Consider the following 23,613-nt stretch of genomic DNA (forward strand, 5'->3'; position numbering starts at 1 on the left):
ACAGGGCTCGGGTTTTTGTCTATTTTTGTTCTCGAATTCCCCCATTTCCCACCCAAATCCCCCAACCCGTTTTCGGCCCTTTTTTATGATGGATTCCGCCGCCAACGCTCGCCTCGCACCCCTGGGCATCTCCCACACCGCCCAGGTGCACCTCAACCTCACCCCCGCCGAGCTGGTAGAACACGCCCTGCGCCGGGGCGAAGGCACCCTCACCGACACTGGTGCCCTGATGGCGGATACCGGCCAGTTTACCGGCCGCTCCCCCAAGGACCGGTTTGTGGTGAAAGATGTCAGCACCGAGGAATCGGTATGGTGGGGTGACATCAACATTCCGTTCGACGCCGACAAGTTCGACCAGCTGCACCAGAAGATGGTGAAATATCTGGAAGACAAGGAAGTGTACGTGCGCGACGCCTACGCCGGGGCCAACCCCGACTACGAACTGAAGCTGCGCGTGGTAAACGAGCTGGCCTGGCACAACCTGTTCTGCTACAATATGTTCCTGCGCCCCGCCGAAGGAGCTGACACCAGCTGGACGCCCGATTTCAGCATCATCTGCGCCCCCGGCTTCGAGGCCGACCCGGCCGTGGATGGTACCCGCCAGAAAAACTTTGCCATTCTGAACTTCTCGAAGAAGATGATTCTGATTGGCGGCACGGGCTACGCCGGCGAGATGAAAAAGGGCATCTTCGGGGTGCTGAACTACCTGCTGCCCCACCAGCACAACACGCTCAGCATGCACTGCTCGGCTAACGTGGGTAAAGACGGCGACACGGCCATCTTCTTCGGCCTCTCGGGCACGGGCAAAACCACCCTCTCCGCCGACCCCAACCGCGGCCTCATCGGCGACGACGAGCACGGCTGGACGCCCGACGCGGGCATCTTTAACTTTGAGGGTGGCTGCTACGCCAAGGTGATTGACCTGAGCCAGGAGAAGGAGCCCGAAATCTGGAACGCCATCAAGTTTGGCTCCATCGTGGAGAACACCCGCTTCAAGCCCGGCACCCACACCGTGGACTACGCCAACAAGAGCGTGACGGAAAACACCCGCACAGCCTACCCCATCCACTACATTCCGAATGCCATTGAGCCGTCGGTAGCCGGAGCGCCCAAAAACATCTTCTTCCTGACAGCCGACGCGTTTGGGGTGCTGCCTCCCATCAGCAAGCTGGACAAGAGCCACGCCATGTACCACTTCATGAGTGGCTACACGGCCAAGGTAGCCGGCACCGAAATGGGCGTAACGGAGCCCCAAACGACCTTCTCGGCCTGTTTCGGTCAGGTGTTCCTGCCTCTGCACCCCACCAAGTACGCCGAGATGCTGGGCCAGAAAATGGAGGGAAACGACGTGAACGTGTGGCTGGTGAACACCGGCTGGACGGGCGGTTCCTACGGCGTGGGCTCGCGCATGAAGCTGGGCTACACCCGCGCCATGATTACGGCTGCCCTCAACGGCGAGCTGGACAACGTGGAGTTCCACAAGCACCTGGTGTTTGGCGTGGAAGTGCCTGCCTCGGTACCCGGCGTGCCCACCGAAATCCTGGACCCGCGCAATACCTGGGCCGATAAAGACGCCTACGACCGCACGGCCGCCGACCTGGCCGAGAAGTTCGTGCACAACTTCCAGCGGTACGCCGACTATGCCAACGAGGACATCCTGGCTGGCGCGCCTAAAGTAGCGGTGGCCGCCGGCGTATAACGCCCCCGCGCCTCCTGCTTTCGGGCATGTAAAAGCCCCGCTAGTTGCAGCTGGCGGGGCTTTTGTGTTTTCTCAGGGCGCGGTTTTACTCAGCGGGCGTTTGGGTGAGTTGAGTGGCCGCCTGTTGTTCCAGGATGCCTTTGAGCAGCAATCCGCCGCCGAACAGCATGATGCCCACATATACTACGTAACTGCCGCCCAGGTATAGCCAGCTCAGAAGCGAGAGGAACGCGCCACCGGCCAGAAACACCAGCCCGATGGTAATGAGCGTTTGCGCGCCCTTGCGCTTTTTGCGGGCATCCTCAGTGGCCAGCAGCTGCTGCATTTTCTGGTATTTCAGGGCCAGGTGCTCGGCTTGGTCGGGGGCGGCACCTTCTTCCAGTAGCATCGGCAGTACTTCGGGGCCGCGGCCGGCGGCGAATAGCTGGATGGCGCGTTTGTGCGCGTATTTCTCTCGGTACATGATAACGAAGCTGATTACTGGGGAAAGGCGGTAAAACTAGTAAGTTTGTCTTCTCACTTCATTCCTTTTCCTGTTAGTTGTATGCGTAAGCGCCTGTTGCCGCTGCTGCTGGCCCTGCTGTCACCCCTGAGCCTGTGGGCCTGGGGCGTGGAGGGGCACCGCGCCGTCGGAAAAATTGCCGAACACCACCTCTCCCGCCACGCCCGCCGCGAAGTGCAGAAGCTGCTGGGCACCGAAACCCTGACGCTGGTAAGCACCTGGCCCGATGAAATCCGCTTCTACCCGGAGTTCAAGGATACGGCCCCCTGGCACTACGTGAATACGCCCTCGGGCCTGGGCCACGATGCCTACATTCAGGCCGTCAAAACCCAGACCAACGCCAACGCTTATTCGGCCCTGGAAACCCAGCTGCGCATCCTCGGCGACGAGAGCAAGCCCCAGGCCGAGCGCGCCGCGGCCCTGAAATACGTGGTGCATATTGTGGGCGACATTCACCAGCCCATGCACACGGGCCACGCCGAGGACAAAGGCGGCAACGACATCAAGCTGAAGTACCGCGGCAAAGACACCAACCTGCACAGCCTCTGGGACAGTGGCCTGATTGACTACCAGGGCCTGAGCTACACCGAAATGGCCTGCCAGTACGACCGGAAGCTGCGCCACAGCCAAGTACGCGCCTTCCAGAAAAGCACGCCCGAGCAGTGGCTGTGGGAGTCATATTCGGCCAGCGAGAAGCTGTATCAGGAAACGCCCAACGGCACCGACGTGGATTATAAATACTACCCGGCCCACGCTGAGCTCATGAAGCAGCGCATTGTGGAAGCCGGGGTACGCCTGGCTGGCCTGCTGAACAACGTGCTGTAGCCGGCCCGTTTGGCTGACCGCCGCAACGCCCCTCTGGCCCTGGCTGGCGGGGCGTTGTTGTGAGCGGGCTGGCCGTTTGCCTCTGTCCGATTCGCCCTACCTTTGCCCCATGCCGCACACCTTCTTTGCCCCCGACCTGACCACCGCCCCCACCCACACGCTGCCCGAAGACGAAAGCAAGCACGCCGTGCGCGTACTGCGCCTTACTGAGGGCGACGCTGTGGTGCTGGTGAACGGGCAGGGTGGCGTATTCGGGGCCGAAGTGGCGGAGGCTAACCCTAAGCGCTGCCAACTGCGGATAGTACAGCCCCGGCAGATGGCGCGCCGCCCCTATCACGTGCATCTGGCCGTGGCCCCCACCAAGAACCTCGACCGCATGGAGTGGCTGGTGGAAAAAGCCACTGAAGTGGGCGTAGATCAGATTACGTTTCTGCGCTGCGCCCGCTCGGAGCGGCGGGAGCTGAAGCTCGAGCGGCTGGAGAAAATTGCCGTCAGCGCCCTCAAGCAGTCGGGCCAGGCCTGGCTGCCGCAGCTCACGGAGCTCACCGATTTCGGCCGCTTCCTGCCCACTGTTACGCCCGAAACCACGTTTATTGCCCACCTGGAAGATGGTGAGCGGACCCCGCTGGCCCGCGTGGCAGGACTGGCAACCGGCTGCTGCATCCTGATCGGGCCCGAGGGCGACTTCACCCCGCAGGAAATTGAGGCGGCGTTTGCCTGCGGCGTTCGGCCCGTAACGCTGGGGGCCTCCCGCCTGCGCACCGAAACGGCCGCTTTGGCCGCTGTGCACACAGTGCACGTGGTGCGGGAGCTATAGAGAATCAAAGAGCTTTCACTCAAGAGGAAAAATAGCGCACTTCCGTGTCGTTATGCAGGTCCTGAAAATCAAACACCAAGCAAGTTATCTGCATTAAGAGCTGCATACTGCGTTCCAGATCCTCTGTTGTAGCCAATGGCTGGAAGGCCAATAGCTTGTCTTTGTGGTCATAGTAGGCAAAGCCCAAATTTTTCAGCTGCCGCAGGTGCTGGGGGCGGATATTGAATTCCTGACGGTGCCGGACTATCTCCGGAATAGTAAAAATGACAGTTCGCCGCACGCGCCGAATCGTAATAGACAGCCGCATGGACTTACTCAATACCAGAGTGAAGGTATGTAGCTCTCCGGCTAACAATTGTCCCATAAGCTCCCGTACTACAGAAGTACTGGTTGATGGTGCGGCTGCAGCTGCCAGCAGTTTCTGGCGTTGCTGCTCATAGTTTTGCAGCATTTCCTGATGAAAATCGGCAGACTCCTGTTTGTCCGCTATTTCCCGCCGCAGAAAAGCAATCCATCGGTCTAACTGCTCTATCTCATCAAAGTGCCTATTCTGGAGTAATTTCAACAGATGCAACTGGTGCGCTACCCGATATTGTCCCTTCTGGATGCGGGCGGCCAGGCGATAATCCCGCTCTTGCAAAGCCTCTCGTACCTGCTTGGCCAGTGTCCGTTGTTCACGAGTATAGTATTTTAGTAGAAGGGGTAGCTTATCATCCATGAGAAATGGAATTACTTAGATTCGTGATAACCTCACTAAAATACCAGCAGCCGCCCGAATTTCCACCGTTCTGGTGCTGTTGAGACGTACACCACCGCGCGTGGCGGTCCTACCTGTCCCTTTATTTTCCTGCTCATGCATCGGCTCTTTGCTTTTCTACTCCTCTTGGTATTGCCGTTGCTGGCCGCCGGCCCGCCCGTGGCGCCCAGCTTCCGCCTGGCCAAGCTGCACTATGGTGGGGGTGGCGACTGGTACGCTAACAAAACCAGTCTGCCCAACCTCATCCGCTTCTGCAACCAGTCGCTGCGCACCAACATCGACCCCGAGGAAGCTACCGTGGAGCTGGATTCGCCGGAGTTGCTCACCTACCCCTTCGTGCACATGACCGGCCACGGCAACGTCACGTTCACCGACGCGGAGGCCCGCAACCTGCGCCGCTACCTCACGGGGGGCGGTTTCCTGCACATTGACGATAACTACGGCCTCGATAAATTCATCCGGCCCGAGATGAAGAAGGTATTTCCCGAACTGGAGTTCGTGGAGTTGCCCTTCACCCATCCTATCTACCACCAGAAATTCCAGTTTCCGCGCGGTTTGCCCAAGGTGCACGAGCACGACGGCAAGCGCCCCCAGGGTTTCGGGTTGCTGTACAAGGGCCGGCTGGTGTGCTTCTACAGCTTCGAGTGCGACCTGGGCAACGGTTGGGAGGACCTGGGCACCTACCCCGAAGACACTCCCGCCACCCATGAAGCTGCGCTGAAAATGGGGGCTAATCTGGTCACGTATGCCCTCACGCAGGAATAAGCGCCCGGAAAGGTTGGGCTTCTGAATTTCTATCAGGCGGGGTGAGTGGCCGCAGATCTGAAGCACATTGCGCACCATCCTGTGCCGGATGGTGACCACCAGCTTTGCTGTTCGCGCCGCCCTCTTCAGAACCGCCGTTGCAGAATCTCGCCCAGCACAAAGGCGGTGCGCACGCTGGCCGGGTTTTTCAGCATCTCCTGGATGGTCAGACGGGCGTGCGCAGAAGCCGCGGGCCGCGCCCAGTAGTCATCGGGGTTGGCTTGAGCGGCGGCCCGGGGTAAGGTAGCCGCCCGACGGGCTTCGCGCTGGGGTACTTCCAGAGAACGGGAAGTGGCCGGCTGCTCCAAGGAGCGGGCCGGAGCAGCGGCGCGTTCCAGGTTGCGAACCGGTACGGCGGCTTCCCGGGGCACGGTCCGGCCTGCCGGGGTAGTGGCGGGTGGTGCAACCGACGGTGCGGAAGCTGGGGCGGTATTGCCTGATTTCGGCTGATTCTGGGCCTGCATCTGCTTTAGCAGCTCCTCGAAGCTGCCGGACGGCAGCGGCGGCACCGTGCGCGTGTTGCGGGGGCGCTGCTGCTGTTCCCGCGCGGTGGTGGCCCGCGCCTTCTGCACCATCCGCCAGATGAATACTCCCAGCCCAAGCAGTATCCAGAGCAGTGCTTTCAGTTCCGCCATCGGGCAACACAGAAATAAGTGAAGAAAATCAGCCTAAGCCAGCCGGGCCGGGAACTCAACGTACGCCTTTTTCCGGAAAACGGCCCTTTTTGGTGCGGTAGAACGCCTTAATTTCCTCCAGGTCCTTCTCATAGTCGCCGGTGGGCCAGAAAGCGGGGCCGACGCCGGCTTCCTTTTTCTCGTAGTCGAGGTAGCCCAGCAGAATGGGGACGCCCGCTCCCAGAGCCGCGTGGTAAAAGCCCTTGCGCCACTTAGGCTGGTAAGAGCGAGTACCTTCCGGGGTGATGAGAATTACCAGTTCATCCCGCTCGTTAAACAGCTGCACCATGCCATCCACGAGGCTGTTATTCTTGCTGCGGTCCACGGCCAAGCCGCCCAGGCTGCGCACCAGCGCACCCAGTACCGGAATGGTGGTCCACTCCTTTTTGATGGTCAGCTTTACGTCTACGTCCATCAGAAAAAAGGCAGCCCGTGCAAAAATGAAGTCCCAGTTGCTGGTGTGGGGCGCGGCAATCATCATGCTCTTTTTGATATCGGCCGGCACCCGTGGTCCGAGCCGCCAGCCAGCCACAGCAAAAATGGCCTTCGAAATGTAGTACCAGAAGGTAGAAGTCTTGCGCGCCATAAGCAGGTAAAAGCAGCAGCCGGATAAGTTAGGGAGGGCTACCGTATCCCAAAGCTAGAAAATTGCCCCGTAAGCCCCTGCTTCAGCGCAGCAGACTTTCCAAGGCCCGAGCCTGCGCCAGCGTGTAGCGGTAGCCAATATCAAACAACTCCGGAGCGCGGCGGAAGCTCATGGTTCGGTACGGTCTCAACGCGGGGGGCTCCAGTAAGAAGTCGCAGAGCTGCTTGCTGGGCAGCGTATTGCTGCCGATAGCCAAGTTGAACGTGCGCTCCACCAGCGCCCGCATGTTAGGCACCTGAGCTTCTCCGTTCGGCGGATTGCAGTGTACACCCACTGCCCGCAAACCGGGCGGGGCCGCTGCCAGCAACGCCTCCACGGGCAAGTTGTTGAGCAGGCCGCCATCTACCAGCTGCCGCCCCTGGTACTCTACCGGCTGGTACAGGATGGGAACCGCTGCCGAGGCCAGCAGCGGCGGGAGCAGCGGCCCGCTATTAAAGCGTACCGACTCCCCGGCCAGTAAATCGGTGGCCACCAGCGTAAGGGGCAGCCGCAACTGTTCAAAGGTGCATCCCACGCCCAGGTACTGCTCCAGCAGGGTTCCTACCGCATCCATGCGCAGCAGGCCGGCACTGCTCAGGGCCACGCGGGTAATGCGGAGAATGGAGAGATTCTGCAATAGCCGCAGTACCTCCCGCGGAGGCAGCCCCGCCGCGTACAGTACCGCCACAATCCCGCCCGATGATACCCCGGCCAGCCGCGCCACGGGCAACTGCAGCTCATCCAGCGCCGCCAATACTCCCAAGTGAGCAATACCCCGGGCTCCCCCGCCCGAAAGCGCCAGGCCCAATTGGTTAGCGGCGGACGGTTGGTTGCTGGTTGTTGTGGGCTGGTTCTGCATGATGGAGCTTGCGGAGCTGTAGGGAGACGAAAAACCAACGACAAAAACCAGCCTCCATTGCCTACAGTTCGCTTAGCCGGAACCGCTCGGCTACCCGGATGCCTTTTTCGGTGTCCTGCACCGTAATGCACTCCGTTTGAGCGTCATGCTCCAGCACCAGTACCCAATTTTCCGCGGCCGCCCGGCGCAACAGGGCGGCTTTTTCCTCCATAGTTACCAGGGGGCGCATATCGTAGCCCATTACGTAGGGCAGCGGCACGTGCGCGGCACTAGGTATCAAATCAGCTACGAAGGCCAGGGTGCGGCCTTTGTATGGCAGCACCGGTAGCATCATCTTCTCCGTGTGGCCATTCACCGGAATAATTTCCTGGAATACAGAAAGTGCCGCCGGCACCGCCCCACCCGGCTCCAGGAACTGCAATTGCCCGCTTTCCTGAATTGGTAAGATATTCTCCTTCAGAAAGCTGGCTTTCTCGCGCGGATTGGGATGTATGGCCCAATCCCAATGCGCCTGGTTGCTCCAGTAGATGGCATTGACAAAGGCCGGCCGGAGCGCATCCTCCGGGGTGCGCTCCACAGCCCCGCCCACGTGGTCGAAGTGCAGGTGAGTCAGAAACACGTCCGTAATATCGGCGGAGGTGAAGCCCAGGGTGCGCAGGGAGTTTTCCAGCGTATCCTTGCCGTGCAGGTAGAAGTGGCTCCGGAATTTGGCGTCCTGCTTGCTACCAATGCCGGTATCTACCAGCGTCAGGCGGTTGCCCTCCTCAATTAACAGGCAGCGCAGAGCCCAGGTGCACATATTATTCACGTCGGCGGGCACCAGCTTCTGCCACAGGCTTTTGGGCACTACGCCAAACATGGCGCCGCCATCCAGTTTGAACAGGCCGGTATCGAGGGTGTGAACGGTCATAGGGAATGGGTGGGGTTGAAACGGCAAAGGAATAAAAAAAAGTCATCCTGAGCGGGGCGAAGAACCTCATCACATTGCAACGATTCGTTTAGCTGTGATAAGGTTCTTCGCCCCCGCTCAGGATGACAGGGAGTTGTTTAGCCGCTTGGCAGTTACTCCAGCACCACGCCCATGTTCGAGAACTTGTCGATGCGCTGGCTGATGCGCTCCTCGTGGGGCAGGGCTTCCAGCTCGTCCAGCGTTTTAAGGATGGTTTTCTTCAGGGTTTTAATCATGGCCGCCGACTCGCAGTGGGCACCGCCCAGGGGCTCCTTCACGATGCCGTCGATGAGGCCGGCCTTGAGCATATCAGTAGCCGTGAGCTTGAGGGCCTCGGCGGCCTGCTCCTTATAGTCCCAGCTGCGCCACAGGATGCTGCTGCACGACTCGGGCGAAATCACCGAGTACCAGGTATTTTCCAGCATCAGCACCCGGTCGCCGATGGCAATGCCCAGAGCCCCGCCCGAGGCCCCCTCGCCGATGATGATGCAGATAACGGGCACCTTCAGCAGGAACATTTCCTTGAGGTTGCGGGCAATGGCCTCGCCCTGGCCCCGCTCCTCGGCTTCCAGACCCGGAAATGCGCCGGGCGTGTCAATGAGGGTGATAATGGGCTTGTTGAACTTCTCGGCCAGCTTCATCAGGCGCAGGGCCTTGCGGTAGCCCTCGGGGTTGGGCATGCCGAAGTTGCGGAACTGCCGCTGCTTGGTGTTGCGGCCCTTCTGCTGGCCGATGAACATCACCGAGCGGCCGTCTATTTCGCCGAACCCGCCCACCATGGCCTTGTCGTCGGCCACGGTCCGGTCGCCGTGCAGCTCAATGAACTTCTCGCTCATGCCCTCAATGTAATCGAGGGTGTAGGGCCGGTCGGGGTGGCGTGAGAGCTGCACGCGCTGCCAGCGCGTGAGGTTTTGGTAGGTTTCCTTTTTAAGAGCCTTGATTTTGGCTTCGAGGGCGGTTACCGCTTCCGATACATCTACCTGGCTGTCGAGGGCCAGTTGTTGCATTTCGCGGAGCTTGCCTTCGAGGGCGGCAATGGGTTGTTCAAAATCGAGGAGCTGGGCCACGGCTGAATACGCTTTGTGAGGTGCGAGGTGGATGGGTTGACAAGAAAGCAAAGGTAAGCGACGGGCCGGATTTGCGCCCCAGCCGCCTCAGCAGGATTTTGGCAAAAATTTTTCTACCTGACTGCCAGCTTAAAACAATCTACCGGGCTTCTTTTTTCTATCTTTTTTTAGCCCTGGTGTTGCACAGTCCAAATCGGCCCTCTACTTTTGCATCATCAAAACGGAAGGACGCACGGTCTGACCCTATGATGAAACGGTTCGGTAGTTCAGTTGGTTAGAATGCCGCCCTGTCACGGCGGAGGTCGCGGGTTCGAGTCCCGTCCGGACCGCAAAGGCCCTTCAGCAAAAGCTGAAGGGCCTTTTGCTTTTCCAACCTCTCGGTTGGAACGCTGTAGAGACGCGACATCTCGCGTCTCGTCGTTGCTGACGTTGCAGCTGTTTATAAAGTAGCCGAGCGTCAGCACGCGAGATGCTTCGCTGCGCTCGGCATGACGTGCTGTTGATTGTCAAGTGCTTTCAACGCAATTCCGCTGTGCGGCCTAAGTGGTTCCAGCCTTTCAACGGGGAGAAGCGAAGTGTCGCGTCTCTACAGCCTGCTGGCGGCACGGAGCCAATTGTTCAGTGAGGAAATGTGAATACGCGTTTCTACACGGCCGGCGGTTTTTATTTGGTTGGCGGTAGGCTTGCTGCGGTGCGCGGCGCATCTTTACCCTTGTGAAAATTCTGCTGCTCGTCTGCGTTCTGATAAGTTCGGCTCTGGTAGGGCGGGCAGAACCGGCGGCGCCTTCTCCCCTGCTGCGCGACCTGCAAACGGCCCTGGCCCACAAAACCCGCTACGACCAGCAGCGGCAGCAGCGCATTGCGGTGCTCACGGCGGCGTTCCGGGCCTCGCCGGCCAATCCGGAGGCCCGTTTTGGGCTGGGGCTGCGCATTTATGAGGAGTACAAAGCGTTTCAGTACGACTCGGCGTTTGTGTACAGCCAGCAGCTGACCCGGCTGGCCCGGGAGCTGGGCAGTCCCGAGAAAACTGAGCTGGCCCGGCTGAAGCTGGCGTTTATCCTGCTCTCCTCGGGCATGTTCAAGGAAACCTTCGAGGAGCTCGGCCGCATCCGGCCGGCCTACCTGAGCCGGGCTGACCGGCAGGAATTCTACTTCCTGCAGGCCCGCGCCTACAGCGACCTGGGCGACTTCAACCACGACCAGGTATACCGCCCCGCCTACCACACCCAGGCCCTGGCCTACGCCGATTCGGCGCTGCGCTACAGCCGGCCGGGCTCCTACGAGCAGCTGTCGGTGCAGCAGTTCCGGGCCGTAAAAACCGGGCAGCTGGCGCAGGGGGCGGCGTTGTACCGGCGCATCCGGCAGCTGCCCGGGCTCACGCTGCACCAGTTGGCGGTGAGTGCCAGCACCACGGCCTACATCTACACCCTGCAGGGGCAGGAAGACCGGGCGTTTGCGCTGCTGCTGGAGTCGGCGGCGGCCGACGTGAAATCGGCCACCAAGGAAACGGTGGCGCTGTTTCAGCTCTCGGAGTACTGCTACCGGCGCGGCGACCTGGAAAACGCCTACGCCTTCATCAAGGAGGCGCGGGCGCAGGCCACGTTCTACAAGGCCCGGCAGCGGCAGCTCGAAATCAGCCACATTTCCTCGGTGATTGAGGGGCAGAAAATCACCATCATTGAGCAGCAGCGCCGCTCGTTGCGGCTGTACGCCGGGGCCGTGACGCTGCTGGCGGTGGTGGTAGCGGCGTTTATCGTGGTGATCTGGCGGCAGTTGCGCAAGCTGCAGCGGGCCGGGGAGCTGATTTCGGCCACTAACCACGCCCTGCAGGAGCGCAACGAGGAACTGGCCCGGCTGAACACGGGCCTGCACGAGGCCAGCCAGATTAAGCAGGAGTACATCGGCTACTACTTTCACAACAACTCCCGCCTGCTCGACCGGCTCGAATCCCTCAAGCAGGCCCTCGACACCCAGCTGGCCGGCAAGCAGTATGGGGCCGTGCAGAAGCTGGTGAGCGGCCTCAACATCCGGCAGCAGCGGCAGGAGCTGCTGCGCGGCTTCGACGCGGTGTTCTTGCGCCTGTTCCCGCAGTTCATCCCGCAGTTCAACGCCCTGTTCCGGCCCGAAGACCAGTTCCAGCTCCCCGACGACCAGCTGCTGAGCAGCGAGCTGCGCATCTTCGCCCTCATCCGCCTGGGCATTCCGGACAGCGAGCAAATCAGCCGGATGCTGGGCTACTCCATCAACACCATCTACACCTACAAAACCCGGGTGAAGAACCGCTCGATAGTCCCGAACGAGGAATTTGAAGCCCGGATTATGGCCATTGAGGCGGTGTAGGTTGGGGTAGTTTGCACGATGTAGAGACGCAATATTTTGCGTCTCTACATCGTGCAACTCAATCCAATACTCTTCTTAATTGCTGAAATCGGCTTCAACTCATGCAATATTCCGTCTATATTTTCATCAACTATTTTCAATACAATAAATTATAAATCAACATCTTAACCCCAATACCTAATTATATTTTCTTGACGCGGGCTTGATAAATTCCGCGGGTGGGCACGGATGGATTGCTTTGCAGTGTTCCGGGCCGACACGGCTGGTCCGGCCGCCACGTTCCGCTCCCCTTTTCCCTACTCAAATTCCCATGCGTCAGTATTTCTGGCTGCTGCTGTTGCCGGCGGGTTCGGCGGCGGCGCAGGCCACCGCCCCGCTTACCGTGCAGCTCGACAACGTGCGCCTGCAGGTGGCCCGCAACGCCGCCGGCCAGCCCACCTACGCCGTGCAGTTCGGCGCGAAACCCGTCATCAATACCTCCCGGCTGGGCCTGGCGCTGGCCGACGGGCCGGGCTTTGAGGGGCCGCTGGAAATTACCGGCTCCGAAACCAGGGACGTGGATGAAACCTGGAACCCGGTGTGGGGCGAGGTGAAAACCATCCGCAACCACTACCGCCAGCTCACAGTGCACCTGCGCCAGCCCCAGCAGCCCGGCCGCCGCCTCGACGTGGTGTTTCGGGTGTTTGCCGATGGCGTGGGCTTCCGCTACGAGGTGCCCCGGCAGCCGGGCCTGAGCTACTTCACGGTGCAGCAGGAGCTCACCGAGTTCAACCTGCCCGCCAACCACAAAGCCTTCTGGATTCCGGGCGACTACGACTCCAACGAGTACGCCTACACCACCTCCCGCCTGAGCGAGGTGAACACCACCCCCATCGAGGCCATTCAGCAGAAAGCCGCCCCCCACCGCGTGCAGACGCCCCTGATGCTGAAGGCCGACAACGGGCTGTACGTGAACATCCACGAGGCCGCGCTGGTGAACTACCCGGCCATGATGCTGGACGTGAACCCCGCCACCTACGGCCTGCGCAGCCACCTGGTGCCCGCCGCCACCGGCGCAGCCGCCTACCTGCAGGCCCCCGAGCACACGCCCTGGCGTACCATCGTGGTGAGTGACAAGGCCCCCGAGGTGTTGGCCAGCAAGCTGATTCTGAACCTGAACGAGCCCACCCAGCTCCCCACCACCAGCTGGATCAAGCCCCAGAAATTCGTGGGCGTGTGGTGGGAAATGCACGTGAACAAAGCCAGCTGGAACTACGCCGACACCAGCAATATCAAGCTGGCCGGCACCGACTGGAGCCGCCTCCGGCCCAACGGCCGCCACGGGGCCAACACCGCCAACGTGAAGCGCTACATCGATTTTGCCGCCCAAAACGGTTTGCAAAGCGTGCTGGTGGAGGGCTGGAACGTGGGCTGGGAAGATTGGGCCGGCAACTGGAAAGAAGAGGTGTTCGACTTCGTGACGCCCTACCCCGATTTCAACGTGCCGGAGCTGCAGCAGTACGCCGCCGCCAAGGGCGTGCAGCTGATGATGCACCACGAAACCTCGGGCTCGGTCACCAACTACGAGCGGCGCCAGGATGCCGCCTACCGCTTCATGAAGGCGCATAACTACGCGGCCGTGAAAACCGGCTACGTGGGCCGCATCATCCCGCGCGGCGAGCATCATGATGGGCAGTGGATGGTGAACCACTACAACCACACTGCCGCCCTGCTGGGCCAGCACGAGCTGATGGTGGACATGCACGAGGCCGTGCGGCCCACCGGCCTGCACCGCACCTACCCCAACTGGCTGGCTTCGGAGGCGGCCCGGGGCAACGAGTTCAACGCCTGGAGCACCGGCAACCCGCCCGAGCACGAAACTATTCTGCCCTTCACCCGCCTCATGGGCGGCCCCATGGACTACACGCCCGGCATTTTCCGCATCAAGCTGGAAGCCTGGAACCCCGCCCAGAACAAGGGCCGGCAGGTGCACACCACCCTGGCCAAGCAGCTGGCCCTGTACGTGACGATGTACAGCCCCGTACAGATGGCCGCCGACCTGCCCGAAGCCTACGAGCAGCACCCCGACGCCTTCCAGTTCATTAAGGACGTGGCCGTGGACTGGGACGATACCCGCATTCTGGCCGCCGAGCCCGGCGAGTACATCACCACCGCCCGCAAGGCCAAGGGCCGCGAGGACTGGTTCGTGGGCAGCATCACCGACGAAAACCCGCGCCAGCAAACCATCAGGCTCGATTTCCTGACGCCCGGCCGGCAGTACGAGGCCACCATCTACGCCGACGCCAAAGGAGCCAGCTGGGACCGGAACCCCGAGGCCTACCAGATCCGGCGGCAGAAAGTCAGCAGCAACTCCACGCTCAAGCTACAGCTGGCCCCCGGCGGCGGCGCGGCCATCAGCCTCCGGCCAATTGGCCGCTAAGCAGTACTTGTCATGCTGAGCTTGTCGAAGCATCTCTACCGCTTCGTATGAGCCGTTAAACGAAGCGGTAGAGATGCTTCGACAAGCTCAGCATGACGTTCTGAAAGTTTCCCACTAATATCATTCCCACCGTTTCCCTTTGTCCTATGTCACTGTTTATCAAACTCAACCGCGCTAGCCTGCCCCTGCTGTTGGCGGCCGGGCTGCTCGGGGCCTGCAAATCGTCGGGCTCCGGTGACCCAACGCCGACGCCACCGCCTGCTCCCCCTACTACCCCGACACCCACGCAGTACGGCACCCCGTTTGCGGGCGTACCCGACCGCCAGAATGCGGTGATGTACCAGGTGAACATGCGCGCTTTCAGCCAGAGCGGCAATTTTGCCGGCGTCACGGCCCGCCTCGATTCCATCCGGGATTTGGGTGTGAACGTGCTGTATCTGATGCCGATTTACCCGATTGGCACGGATAGCAAGTCGGTGAACTCGCCCTACGCCGTGAAGGATTACCGGGCCGTAAACGCTGAGTTTGGCTCGCTCACCGACTTGCTCACCCTCGTGGACGGGGCCCACGCCCGGGGCATGGCCGTAATGCTCGACTGGGTGGCCAACCACACCAGCTGGGACAACCCCTGGATAACCCAGCACCCCGACTGGTACCGGAAAAACGCGGCCGGGGCCATTCAGCCCGTTTCCAACAACGGCACTACCTACAACGACGTGGCCCAGCTGGATTTCAGCAACGCGGCCATGCGCCTGGAAATGATTTCGGCCCTGAAATCGTGGGTGTACACGGCCAACGTGGACGGCTTCCGCTTCGACTACGCCGACTTCCAGCCCAACGACTTCTGGAAGCAGGCCACCGACACGCTGCGCAACATCAAAACCCACAAGCTGCTGCTGCTGGCCGAGGGCACCCGCGCCGCCAACTTCAGCTCCGGCTTTGACTACAACTTCGGCTTCAACTGGTACGGTGGCATCTACCAGGTGTACAAGAACGGCAGCGCCGCCACCGCCTTCGATGCGCTGAACACTACGGAGTACAGCGGGGCCACGGGCAGCCAGCAAGTGGTGCGCTACATCACCAACCACGACGTCAACGGCTCCGACGGCACGCCGGTGGAGCTGTTCGGCGGGAAAGCCGGGGCCATGTCGGCCTTTGTTATTACTACGCTGTACAAGGGCGTGCCCATGATTTATAACGGGCAGGAGGCCGGCATGAGCCAGCGCATTCCCTTTCCCTTTACCGGGGTGAAAGTACGCTGGGGCGTGAACTCCGATGTAAAACGGGCTTACAAGCAACTGCTGGCCGCCCGGGCCGGAAGCAATGCCCTGCGGATAGGCTCGCCGGTTGGCTATAGCACCGCTGCCGTGTGCGCCTTCACCAAAACAGCTGGCTCTGAGCAGGCTTTTGTACTGGTGAATACGCGCAACAGTTCCCAAACCTACTCTGTACCCGCCGCCCTGGCCAATACTACCTGGACCGACGCCCTGCAGAGCGGCACGGTAACGGTGGGGACTCAGGTAACGTTGCCCGCGTATGGCTATCTGGTATTGAAAAAGTAGGCCAAGAGCATAGGGCTCAAAAAAAATATTTGATATTTTTTTTGAGCCCTATTCGATTTAGTAACAGAGCAATACACTCCTAAAAAGGCCCGTCATGGGCCACTAAGGCAGTTTTTTGTTTGCACCGTCTAAATCGGCCTTCTATATTTGCATCATCAAAACGGAAGGACGCACGGTCTGACCCTATGATGAAACGGTTCGGTAGTTCAGTTGGTTAGAATGCCGCCCTGTCACGGCGGAGGTCGCGGGTTCGAGTCCCGTCCGGACCGCAAAAAGCCCCAGTATCAGATGATGCTGGGGCTTTTTCGGCTTTATGCCGTTGCTTTGGCAACCCGGTACGCCAAGTCCTCAATATCGGCGCGGCGGGCCAGCACCTGCAGCCACTCGGGCGGAATGGCGGCCTCGCCGTAGTACAAGCCGGCCAGCCCGCCGGTGACGGCCCCGGTGGTATCGGTATCGTCGCCGAGGTTGACGGCTGCCAGCACAGTTTCGGCGTAGGTTTCGTGGCGCAGCAGGCACCAGAGGCTGGCTTCCAGCGTGGCCATTACGTAGCCCCCGCTGTCGATGGCCGTAACGGCTATATCGGGCAGACGGCCGCTCAGGATGCGCTCAAACTTCTCCGCTTCGTGGGCCGGAATATTCAGCTCGCGCAGCTGAGCCGGGGCCTGCTCCCGCATGGCCAAGTAAGCCTCGGCCGGCGTGAAACCGGCGCGCAGGTGACGGGCTACTTCCAGGTACAGAAAGCACGCCACGGCCGAGCGGATGTGCCCGTGCGTAACGGCCGAAATCTGCCGAATCAGCTCAAACCGCTCCGGTAGCGGCGCATCTTCCTGGTAGAACGCCAGCGGCAGAATCCGCATCAGGGAGCCGTTGCCGTTGCTGCACTCGTCGGTTCCGCCAGCCAAAATCAGGTCGGGGTCAGACTGCAGGCGGCTCAGGGCCTCGCGGGTGGTGATGCCGATGTCAAACACCCGGCCGTGGGGCGTCCAGAGGTTTTCGTAGTACCAGCGGCGGCTGTATTCGGCCACTTTGCCTACGCTGAAGCCATCGGCAATGGCCTGAGCCAGGCAGAACGTGAGGGAGGCATCATCGGACCAGGTGCCGGCGGGCTGGTGGTGGGTACCGTATTCGCGCATGTGCACTACGGGGTCGAGGCGGCGGGCGGGGCGGCTCTGGAACTCCACGGGTACGCCCAGGGCATCACCCACGGCCAGGCCCAGTAATGCAGACCGGAGTTGGGATTCGCGGGAGGATATAGCTGTCATGCAGTATAAAAGAAAAATACGCGCCCAAATTACGAGGGAGAACAGAAAGCAGGTGACAGGTTGGTACGTCATTCCGAGCCAAACCGCAGCTGTGGCATGACATACCATTTGTCACCTCATCATTTCCCACATCTTCACCTTTCACCACCTCATCGGATTACCGCCTGCTTGCTGGCCGAGCGTCCGTAGCGGGTGGGGAAATACATGAGTTCGGCTTTGGCGGGATTAAGGGTGTAGCGGCCCCGGTAGCGGGGCTGCAGGGCAATGCGGAACGTGTGGCGGCCGACGGGCAGCACGTCCATAAAGATGCCCACCTGATGGCGCAGGTACTCCCGGTGCACCTCAAAGGCGTTGCCGCGCGCTGGCTCCCCATAGGAGCAGCCGGCCGGAATGGGCACTTCCAGCAGTACATAGCGGGCCTCGGCTTTTACCTCCACGGTTACTTCCAGCTCGGCGGGCTGCCCGGCCGGTAACGGCACGCTACCACCCTCCTGCCCGGCCAGGCGGGTGCGCACCACGAAGGGCGCGGCCACGGCGGCCGGCGCGGGATTCCAGAACAATTGATAGGCCGTGGCGTACACCGGCAGGCCGCCCTGCTTATGCAGCGTAAGCGGCCCGGCAGCTGCCGGTATCGTCGTTTCGAACGGGAACTTGCTGATTTCCTGGGTGAGCCCGCCGCTGAGCCGGGCCCGGGCCGTGAGGCCGCCGCTGGCCGGCACCACCAGATCGGGGCCGATGGTGGCCAGAATCTGAGCGGCCTCGTAGGTGCTGGCCCAGTGGCCCTGCTGCCGACGCTGCTGCAACAAGTATGTTCGGATGCGCAATAGCTCCCGCTCCTGCCCGCCCTGGCCCCGTAGCAGCCGGTACGCCTGCAGCGTATTGCCGACCCGGTCGGGCAGCAGATACCGGTAATACGTGCCCCCGTGCAGGGTATCGGCGTAAAACACCCCACCCAGCTCGGTGCGCAGGCGGTAGCGGCGCAGCGTATCCAGCTGGAACGGCAGGCCGATTTGCTGGCGCAGCTGCGTGAGGGCCAGGTACCGGTCGAGGGGCTGACGGCCGCGCTGCTCCTGCTCCATTCGCCGGATCAGGGTGGGGAAATCGGGCTGGGCCCCGAGCCGGTGGAGCAGGTGCAGCAGCCGGATCCGGTCGTCGTCGGTGCGGAAATACAAGGCGTCGAGGCGCTGCCCGTTGGGCGTGGCGGCCAGGGCCTGCCGCACGGCGGCATCGGCAAAGGCCATGTCCAGCTGCCGGAGCAGAAACTGCCGGAACGGGGCTTTGTCCAGGGCCACTTTGTAGCCTTGCTCCTCGGCCTGTAGTAAGGCTTCCAACACATGCAGCGTGGCCCAGGGACTTACCGGCGAAGTCGGCCAGGTGCCCCACAGCCCTTCCGGCTGGTGGCGGCCGCGCAGCAGGTGCCGGATAAGGCGCTCCACATTGCGGCCATCTTTGAACGGCTGTTGCAGCCCCTGCCGGATGCGCTGCTCCAGCAGCAAGCCCAGCAGCTTGGAGGCCGCCTGCTCGTTGCAGAGGTAGGCGTAGCCCTGCAGGTGGCGGATTTCTTCCAGCAGCACGGGCAGCGGGTCGCTTTCCAGCCGCACCGTTACGGGGCCCAGCTCCGGACGGGTGGGCAGCGTGAGCGTGGTGTCGGCGGCGGTAACCACGGCGAAGGAGCCCACCCGCTCCCGGGTGCCGGCCGGCAGCACCGGCAGGTGGCGCAACTCCCCGTCCTGGTAGCCGTTGGGCTGCAGCAGGCTGAAGCTCACGGCCACCGAATCGGCATCGGAGGGGGCCGTGAAGGTGAGGGTATCCAGGGCCGAGGTAGCCACGCGCCGGGCCTGAGTGCGGGCCGGCCCCTCGCCCACCCGGAAGCTGGTGGTTACCTGGGCGGTATCGGGGAGGTAGTTGAGGGTTTTGCCCAGCACTTGCGGCCGGTCGCCCTGCACCAGGAAGCGGGGGGCGGCCAGCTCGCCCATCACGGCCTTGAAGGAGCGGAGCTTCTGGGTGAGGCTGCCGGTGCGGGCGTGGTCGTCGGAAGCCAGCACGAAGGTATCCCAGCCGGTAATATCGTCGGGAATAATCACCTCGGTGCGGGCCTGGCCCTGCTGGTCGGTGACTAGCGTGGGCCGCCACCAGCCCACGTCCGAGAAGCGCCGGCGCAGGGCCAGGCGCGGGTCGCGGCCGGCGGCCAGGGGCAGGCCATCGGGGCCCAGCGCGGCCGGAGCCCCGTTCAGGCCAGGGGCCGGGCGGCCGGGTACGCCGTTTTTGGTGGTGATAATGAGGACCCCATTGGCCGCCCGGGAGCCATACATCGCCATAGCTGATTCTGATTTCATAACCCGCACGTTGGCAATCTGCTCGGGGCTGAGGTTGAGGCTGTTCAGGTCGCCACTGTACGGCAGGCCATCCACGATGAGCAAGGGCTGGCCGCCCGGCAGGCTGCTGGCTCCGCGAATCCGGATAACCGGGCCGGCACCGGGCACGCTTTCAATCTGTACGCCGGCCACTTTGCCGGCTAAGCCCTGCTCTATGCTAACCGTGGCTACCGAATATGCCAGCTCCTGCCGTTTCCGCTCAATGCCATACCCGGTTACCACTACCTCTTGTAACTGCTTGCTATCCGTTGCCAACGCCTCCCGAATATCCGGTCCGTCAACCCTGCGCTCCTTCGATACATAGCCAACTGAGGAAAACACCAGAATGCCGCCGCTGGGAGGCGCCGACAGCACAAAGCTGCCATCGGCCTGGGTGCTGACGCCGATGGTGGTGCCTTTGAGCAGCACCGTTACGCCGGGCAGGCCCTCCCCGCTGGACCGGTCGGTAACGCGGCCCCGCACCACTACCCAGCCGGGCTGCGGGCTGAGGGGAATGGCCACCGGAATTTCGCGGCGGGCTTCCAGCTCGTCTTTGGGGGTAGGTTGGGCGGCCAGCAGGCGCTGGGCTATTTCGCGGGTGATGCGGCGCTTAATCGTGCGCCAGGCCGGGCCAGCGGCGAGGCGGTCCAGGGAATCCACCTGCACGTAGGTGGTGCCGTTGGCCTGCACCCGGACGTCGGTGGCCGGAGCCAGTACGGAGCTGTCGGCCAGCAGTAGGGCCAGGCGGTAACGGCCGGGCGGCAACCCGTGAATGGGCTGCGGCAGGTAGCGCAACAGCCGGCTGAAAGCCGGCACCGATGGCTGCGTGACCAGCGTGTACAGCACCGGCGGCAGCTCCGCCCGCCCGGAACGGGCGAGCAGGCGCACTTCCACCCGCCCCTGCCCCGCCGGCGTGCTGGCGGGGTTAAGCAGCAACGGCTCGGGGCGCGGGGCACGGTAGAAATTGGTGGCCGGGCGGGGCCGCAGGTCGGCTTCGGTGTAGGCGAAATCGGCCAGGGGCAGCCGGGTAAAATCGGACGCCGCATCCAAATGACCCAGCCGGTCATCGGGAAGGCTGCGCATTTTCAGCAGGCCCGCCGCAAACGTGTAGCGGAAACCGGGCTCGGGCAGGAACAGCTGGCGCAGGCCGTCGGAGCGGCGCAGCAGTACCGAATCGGGCCGGAATGGGCCGGCCAGCCAGGTATACTGATTTTCGGGCTGGTAGCGGTACGGCAGGGCCGGCCGGTTCAGTAGCTGGGGCCGGCCCTCGCCCACGGCCTGCAGACGGTTGCCCTGGCGCAGCAGCAGCCGCTCGTGGGGCTGGCTCCGGTCAATGAGCAGCAGAAACCGGCTTAGCTCGCGCTGCTCCTGCACAGTCACGGGGCCCAGCTTCTCCACCTGCAGCTCGTGGCAGGGGTGGTGGGGGTCGATGCTGAGCGTGAGCTTGTGCAGGTGGCGCAGGCGCACATCGTGCAGGGTGATGCGGTGCGTAGGCGTCCGGATGGCTACCACGTGCCGGCCGCTGTCGGCCACCAGGGCAAAGGGCTCCTCCCCGTTCACGGCGGCCACGTACACCGGCAGCCCATCCACGTACACCGCCACCGTGGGCTGCACCCGGCCCGAATCCACCACGAACGGGGCCAGCTGGGTGAGGCCGCCGGGGGCCGGGCGGTACTCGTAAAACGCCCCAAACTCGGGGTACAGAAACTGGTAGAACCGCAGTGAGTCGAGGCCCAGCTGCTGCCGCCACGCGCCCCAGGGCAAGGGCTGCCGCGCCGGCTGGCTGGCGTTATTCTCAAAGCCCGCGCCCAGCCCGAACCGCCGCCGCGAAATGCGCCCCTGTACGGCCGGCTCGAAATCGGGCACCTGGGGCGCGGCCGGCTGGTCAAATTTGCTGGCGTAAGCGTAGGCGGTCAGGTCGGCGCGGGGCACGGGGCGGCCGGCCCCGTCGCGCACGGTGTAGCGCAGCTGCACTTTCTGGCCGGGGTACACCACCTCGGGCTGCTCGGCCTCAATGGTTAGCCGGTGCTGTGGCAAGGGCACGTTGTACTCGGCCGTGCGCAGCTGCCCACCCCAGACGTAGTGCAGCGACACGTACCAGGGCTCGGTACCCGGGGCGGGCAGGCGCAGCGCCAGGGCCGTGGTATACTCACGGCGCACCAGGGTGTTGCCCCGGTACAGAAAGTACCAGAACGGCAGCCGGCGCGGGTTGTCCAGGGCCAGGAAAACAGAATCCGGGGTGCGGTCGGAGCGCACCAGCAGGCCGGCATTGTCGGCGGAGAGCAGCAGGGAAGCGGTGCGCTGCTGCGCGTCCTGCAGCTGGTAGCGGGTGGCGCGGGCATCAACCGGCCGGGCCAGCGGCAACGACACCACTTCCGGAGTGGTCATCTCTCCTTTCTCAGCGCTGAGCCGGGTAACGCGCAGCGTGGCCACTCCGGGCCGGGACTGGCCATCAACCAGGTAGCGGGCCACTACGGAGTCCTGGCGCAGCTCCAGCTGCAGCTCCCCCTCCTCCGCCAAGTAGGCCACCGTGGCCGACTCCGTGCGGCGCTCATTGTCACCGTTCAGAAATACGGCCTGCACCCGGTAGGTAAGGTTGGCGGCGGGCAGGGCGGCAGCAGGCAGGTTGAGGCGGGTTTCGCCGGTGGCATCCAGGGGCTGGGCGCGGGTCCAGAGGGTATCGGGCACGAACACCTGCCGGCCGGGGAATCGGCCCACCCCGGCGGGCGTCACGCTCAGCCGCACGCGGGCATCCAGCAGGTTCAGCTCGTTGGCATCCTGGCCCCGCAGAAACAGGGCCTGCGTGGTGCCGGTCCGGTGCGTGGTCTGGGCCGGGCGCAGCGTGTAGCGGGTATTTTTCAGTTCGTAGTCTTCCAGCCGAAAGCTGCCTTCCGCCACCGTTTGCCCGTTCCGGCCCGGCTGCACCAGCTCCAGGGCAATGCGCTGGTCGGCGCGCAGATTCAGGGTATCCAGCAGCGGGGCCGCGTACTCATAGGAGCCCGGCCGCACCGGCCGCAGCACGGCCAGCAGCCGGCTCCGGCGGTCCTGCTCGGGCAGGAGGCGTAGCTCCAGCGGGCGGCGGTAGGGCCGGCCGTGGCGGCTGAGGACGCGGGCCTTCAGGCGCAGGGTGTCGGCCTGAGGACGGTAGCGGGGTTTGCTCAGCACCAGATACGTCTGCCACCGCTGGCCGTGCTGCTCCGCCCGGCGGTCCTGCCGCTCCTCCCGCACATCGGCGCTTAAAGCAGCCCGCACCAGCCCAATGGGCCCGGTGTACACAGTGGAAGCGTAGCGCAGCTGGCCCACCAGCGTGCGTACCGGCCGGGCCAGCAGCCCCAGCGGAAACCCAAATACCACCCGCTGATACACCCGCCGCCAGCTAAGCGGGTAGCGGCTGCCGGGAGGCCGTTGGTAGGGAAAGGGTTGGTTAAGCGCGTGAAACGTGGTGCGCCCGCCCTGTTCCACGGCCAGCAGCCCCGGTCGGGCCCGGCGCCCGGGCAGGCGGTACGTTTGCGTAGCCGCATCGAACGGTACGGCCCGGCCTTTGGGCAAGGTCACGCGGGCATCGGGCAGCAGCCGGCCCACGGAGTCCTGCACCAGCAGCGTCAGGTCCACCTGGTTATCCAGCAGCGTGAGCTGCCGGCTGGTGCGGGCCTGCAGCCAGAACACCAGCTCGGGGCCCTCGGTGTGGGCCACCAGGTAGTAGCCCAGGGGCAGAGCCGCCAGCCGGAGGCGCCCCAGACTATCGGCATCGGTCGGGAATGAATCCACTGCTTGCACGAAGAACTCCGGACGCGCCGCCGCCAGGCCCCGCTCGTAGAGGGTGCGGGTCTGCTCCTCGCTCAGGCGAAATACTTTGGTGAAATAGCTGCGCTGCCGGGCCGAGGCGAGAGGCTGCTGGGCGCGGCTGACTGAGGCAGCCGATAGTAAAAAAAACAGCAGCAGAAGCGGACGTAAAAATTGTAACATAGGCCGGTTGAAGTATAATTTCTACCCGTCGGATGCTGACAATCATCAGATTCCACAATCCGACCCCGACTTTTTTTGCGTACTGTCCGTATTCTGGCCGAATACTTGCCGTCTGGCGTCTTAACTTCG

Annotated in this window: 16 protein-coding genes and 2 tRNA genes; 9 read left to right on the top strand and 9 right to left on the bottom strand. The window is 62.8% G+C overall.

Features of this window, described 5'->3' with window-relative positions:
* Positions 1–85 precede the first annotated feature (85 nt).
* A complete protein-coding gene (pckA, locus tag ACN19L_RS03615; RefSeq protein ID WP_426492183.1) occupies positions 86–1,699 on the top strand; it encodes a phosphoenolpyruvate carboxykinase (ATP) in 1,614 nt (537 codons plus the stop codon).
* Between the two features lie 85 nt (positions 1,700–1,784).
* On the opposite strand, the gene ACN19L_RS03620 is transcribed toward pckA, so the two are convergent.
* On the bottom strand, positions 1,785–2,162 hold the full coding sequence (locus ACN19L_RS03620; RefSeq protein ID WP_426492184.1) for a hypothetical protein: 378 nt from the start codon (positions 2,160–2,162) through the stop codon (positions 1,785–1,787).
* Positions 2,163–2,243: 81 nt separating this feature from the next.
* Between ACN19L_RS03620 and ACN19L_RS03625 the strand changes: the two genes are divergently transcribed.
* Both ACN19L_RS03625 and ACN19L_RS03630 read left to right on the top strand, forming a co-directional pair.
* Positions 2,244–3,026 (top strand): S1/P1 nuclease, encoded by a 783-nt coding sequence (locus ACN19L_RS03625; RefSeq protein ID WP_426492185.1) that lies wholly within the window; start codon positions 2,244–2,246, stop codon positions 3,024–3,026.
* Positions 3,027–3,135: 109 nt separating this feature from the next.
* Complete coding sequence (locus ACN19L_RS03630) at positions 3,136–3,843, top strand: 16S rRNA (uracil(1498)-N(3))-methyltransferase (protein ID WP_426492186.1); 708 nt, start codon at positions 3,136–3,138, stop codon at positions 3,841–3,843.
* Positions 3,844–3,862: 19 nt separating this feature from the next.
* Here the strand turns inward: ACN19L_RS03630 and ACN19L_RS03635 are convergent, their stop codons facing one another.
* Positions 3,863–4,561 (bottom strand): hypothetical protein, encoded by a 699-nt coding sequence (locus tag ACN19L_RS03635; protein ID WP_426492187.1) that lies wholly within the window; start codon positions 4,559–4,561, stop codon positions 3,863–3,865.
* Positions 4,562–4,696: 135 nt separating this feature from the next.
* Between ACN19L_RS03635 and ACN19L_RS03640 the strand changes: the two genes are divergently transcribed.
* Entirely contained in the window at positions 4,697–5,365 is a 669-nt protein-coding gene (locus ACN19L_RS03640) for a DUF4159 domain-containing protein (protein WP_426492188.1), read from the top strand.
* 125 nt (positions 5,366–5,490) lie between these two features.
* Here ACN19L_RS03640 and ACN19L_RS03645 read toward each other — a convergent pair whose 3' ends face one another.
* From ACN19L_RS03645 to ACN19L_RS03665, 5 genes are all read right to left on the bottom strand, one after another.
* The gene (locus tag ACN19L_RS03645; protein WP_426492189.1) at positions 5,491–6,039 is read right to left on the bottom strand and encodes a hypothetical protein; all 549 of its coding nucleotides are present in this window, start codon (positions 6,037–6,039) and stop codon (positions 5,491–5,493) included.
* 55 nt (positions 6,040–6,094) lie between these two features.
* Complete coding sequence (locus ACN19L_RS03650) at positions 6,095–6,664, bottom strand: 1-acyl-sn-glycerol-3-phosphate acyltransferase (RefSeq protein ID WP_426492190.1); 570 nt, start codon at positions 6,662–6,664, stop codon at positions 6,095–6,097.
* Positions 6,665–6,746: 82 nt separating this feature from the next.
* Positions 6,747–7,562, bottom strand: coding sequence for a patatin-like phospholipase family protein (locus ACN19L_RS03655; RefSeq protein WP_426492191.1), 816 nt, complete (start codon positions 7,560–7,562; stop codon positions 6,747–6,749).
* Positions 7,563–7,623: 61 nt separating this feature from the next.
* On the bottom strand, positions 7,624–8,472 hold the full coding sequence (locus ACN19L_RS03660; protein ID WP_426492192.1) for an MBL fold metallo-hydrolase: 849 nt from the start codon (positions 8,470–8,472) through the stop codon (positions 7,624–7,626).
* A 152-nt stretch (positions 8,473–8,624) separates the two neighbouring features.
* Complete coding sequence (locus ACN19L_RS03665) at positions 8,625–9,578, bottom strand: acetyl-CoA carboxylase carboxyltransferase subunit alpha (protein WP_426492193.1); 954 nt, start codon at positions 9,576–9,578, stop codon at positions 8,625–8,627.
* A gap of 255 nt (positions 9,579–9,833) precedes the next feature.
* On the opposite strand from ACN19L_RS03665, the gene ACN19L_RS03670 reads away from it, so the two are divergent.
* The 5 genes from ACN19L_RS03670 (at position 9,834) to ACN19L_RS03690 (ending at position 16,168) form a co-directional block, all read left to right on the top strand.
* Positions 9,834–9,907: transfer RNA gene (locus ACN19L_RS03670), tRNA-Asp, on the top strand.
* A gap of 385 nt (positions 9,908–10,292) precedes the next feature.
* Positions 10,293–11,918, top strand: coding sequence for a DUF6377 domain-containing protein (locus tag ACN19L_RS03675; RefSeq protein WP_426492194.1), 1,626 nt, complete (start codon positions 10,293–10,295; stop codon positions 11,916–11,918).
* 310 nt (positions 11,919–12,228) lie between these two features.
* Positions 12,229–14,337 (top strand): glycoside hydrolase family 97 protein, encoded by a 2,109-nt coding sequence (locus ACN19L_RS03680; protein ID WP_426492195.1) that lies wholly within the window; start codon positions 12,229–12,231, stop codon positions 14,335–14,337.
* Between the two features lie 146 nt (positions 14,338–14,483).
* On the top strand, positions 14,484–15,899 hold the full coding sequence (locus tag ACN19L_RS03685) for an alpha-amylase family glycosyl hydrolase (protein WP_426492196.1): 1,416 nt from the start codon (positions 14,484–14,486) through the stop codon (positions 15,897–15,899).
* 195 nt (positions 15,900–16,094) lie between these two features.
* A tRNA-Asp gene (locus ACN19L_RS03690) sits at positions 16,095–16,168 on the top strand.
* 42 nt (positions 16,169–16,210) lie between these two features.
* On the opposite strand, the gene ACN19L_RS03695 is transcribed toward ACN19L_RS03690, so the two are convergent.
* Together ACN19L_RS03695 and ACN19L_RS03700 are read right to left on the bottom strand one after the other, a co-directional pair.
* On the bottom strand, positions 16,211–17,164 hold the full coding sequence (locus tag ACN19L_RS03695; RefSeq protein ID WP_426492197.1) for an ADP-ribosylglycohydrolase family protein: 954 nt from the start codon (positions 17,162–17,164) through the stop codon (positions 16,211–16,213).
* A 149-nt stretch (positions 17,165–17,313) separates the two neighbouring features.
* The gene (locus ACN19L_RS03700; protein ID WP_426492198.1) at positions 17,314–23,484 is read right to left on the bottom strand and encodes a carboxypeptidase-like regulatory domain-containing protein; all 6,171 of its coding nucleotides are present in this window, start codon (positions 23,482–23,484) and stop codon (positions 17,314–17,316) included.
* Positions 23,485–23,613 lie beyond the last annotated feature (129 nt).

Source organism: Hymenobacter sp. 102 (genome assembly GCF_049949205.1).
Lineage (GTDB): Bacteria > Bacteroidota > Bacteroidia > Cytophagales > Hymenobacteraceae > Hymenobacter.

What these genes read in the sequence shown, in the direction of transcription:
- ACN19L_RS03640 (WP_426492188.1), top strand. Translation starts at nt 4,697, where the DNA reads ATGCATCGGCTCTTTGCTTTTCTACTCCTCTTGGTATTGCCGTTGCTG.
- ACN19L_RS03635 (WP_426492187.1), bottom strand. Translation starts at nt 4,561, where the DNA reads ATGGATGATAAGCTACCCCTTCTACTAAAATACTATACTCGTGAACAA.
- ACN19L_RS03630 (WP_426492186.1), top strand. Translation starts at nt 3,136, where the DNA reads ATGCCGCACACCTTCTTTGCCCCCGACCTGACCACCGCCCCCACCCAC.
- ACN19L_RS03645 (WP_426492189.1), bottom strand. Translation starts at nt 6,039, where the DNA reads ATGGCGGAACTGAAAGCACTGCTCTGGATACTGCTTGGGCTGGGAGTA.
- ACN19L_RS03625 (WP_426492185.1), top strand. Translation starts at nt 2,244, where the DNA reads ATGCGTAAGCGCCTGTTGCCGCTGCTGCTGGCCCTGCTGTCACCCCTG.
- ACN19L_RS03620 (WP_426492184.1), bottom strand. Translation starts at nt 2,162, where the DNA reads ATGTACCGAGAGAAATACGCGCACAAACGCGCCATCCAGCTATTCGCC.
- pckA (WP_426492183.1), top strand. Translation starts at nt 86, where the DNA reads ATGATGGATTCCGCCGCCAACGCTCGCCTCGCACCCCTGGGCATCTCC.
- ACN19L_RS03660 (WP_426492192.1), bottom strand. Translation starts at nt 8,472, where the DNA reads ATGACCGTTCACACCCTCGATACCGGCCTGTTCAAACTGGATGGCGGC.
- ACN19L_RS03685 (WP_426492196.1), top strand. Translation starts at nt 14,484, where the DNA reads ATGTCACTGTTTATCAAACTCAACCGCGCTAGCCTGCCCCTGCTGTTG.
- ACN19L_RS03695 (WP_426492197.1), bottom strand. Translation starts at nt 17,164, where the DNA reads ATGACAGCTATATCCTCCCGCGAATCCCAACTCCGGTCTGCATTACTG.
- ACN19L_RS03650 (WP_426492190.1), bottom strand. Translation starts at nt 6,664, where the DNA reads ATGGCGCGCAAGACTTCTACCTTCTGGTACTACATTTCGAAGGCCATT.
- ACN19L_RS03700 (WP_426492198.1), bottom strand. Translation starts at nt 23,484, where the DNA reads ATGTTACAATTTTTACGTCCGCTTCTGCTGCTGTTTTTTTTACTATCG.
- ACN19L_RS03680 (WP_426492195.1), top strand. Translation starts at nt 12,229, where the DNA reads ATGCGTCAGTATTTCTGGCTGCTGCTGTTGCCGGCGGGTTCGGCGGCG.
- ACN19L_RS03655 (WP_426492191.1), bottom strand. Translation starts at nt 7,562, where the DNA reads ATGCAGAACCAGCCCACAACAACCAGCAACCAACCGTCCGCCGCTAAC.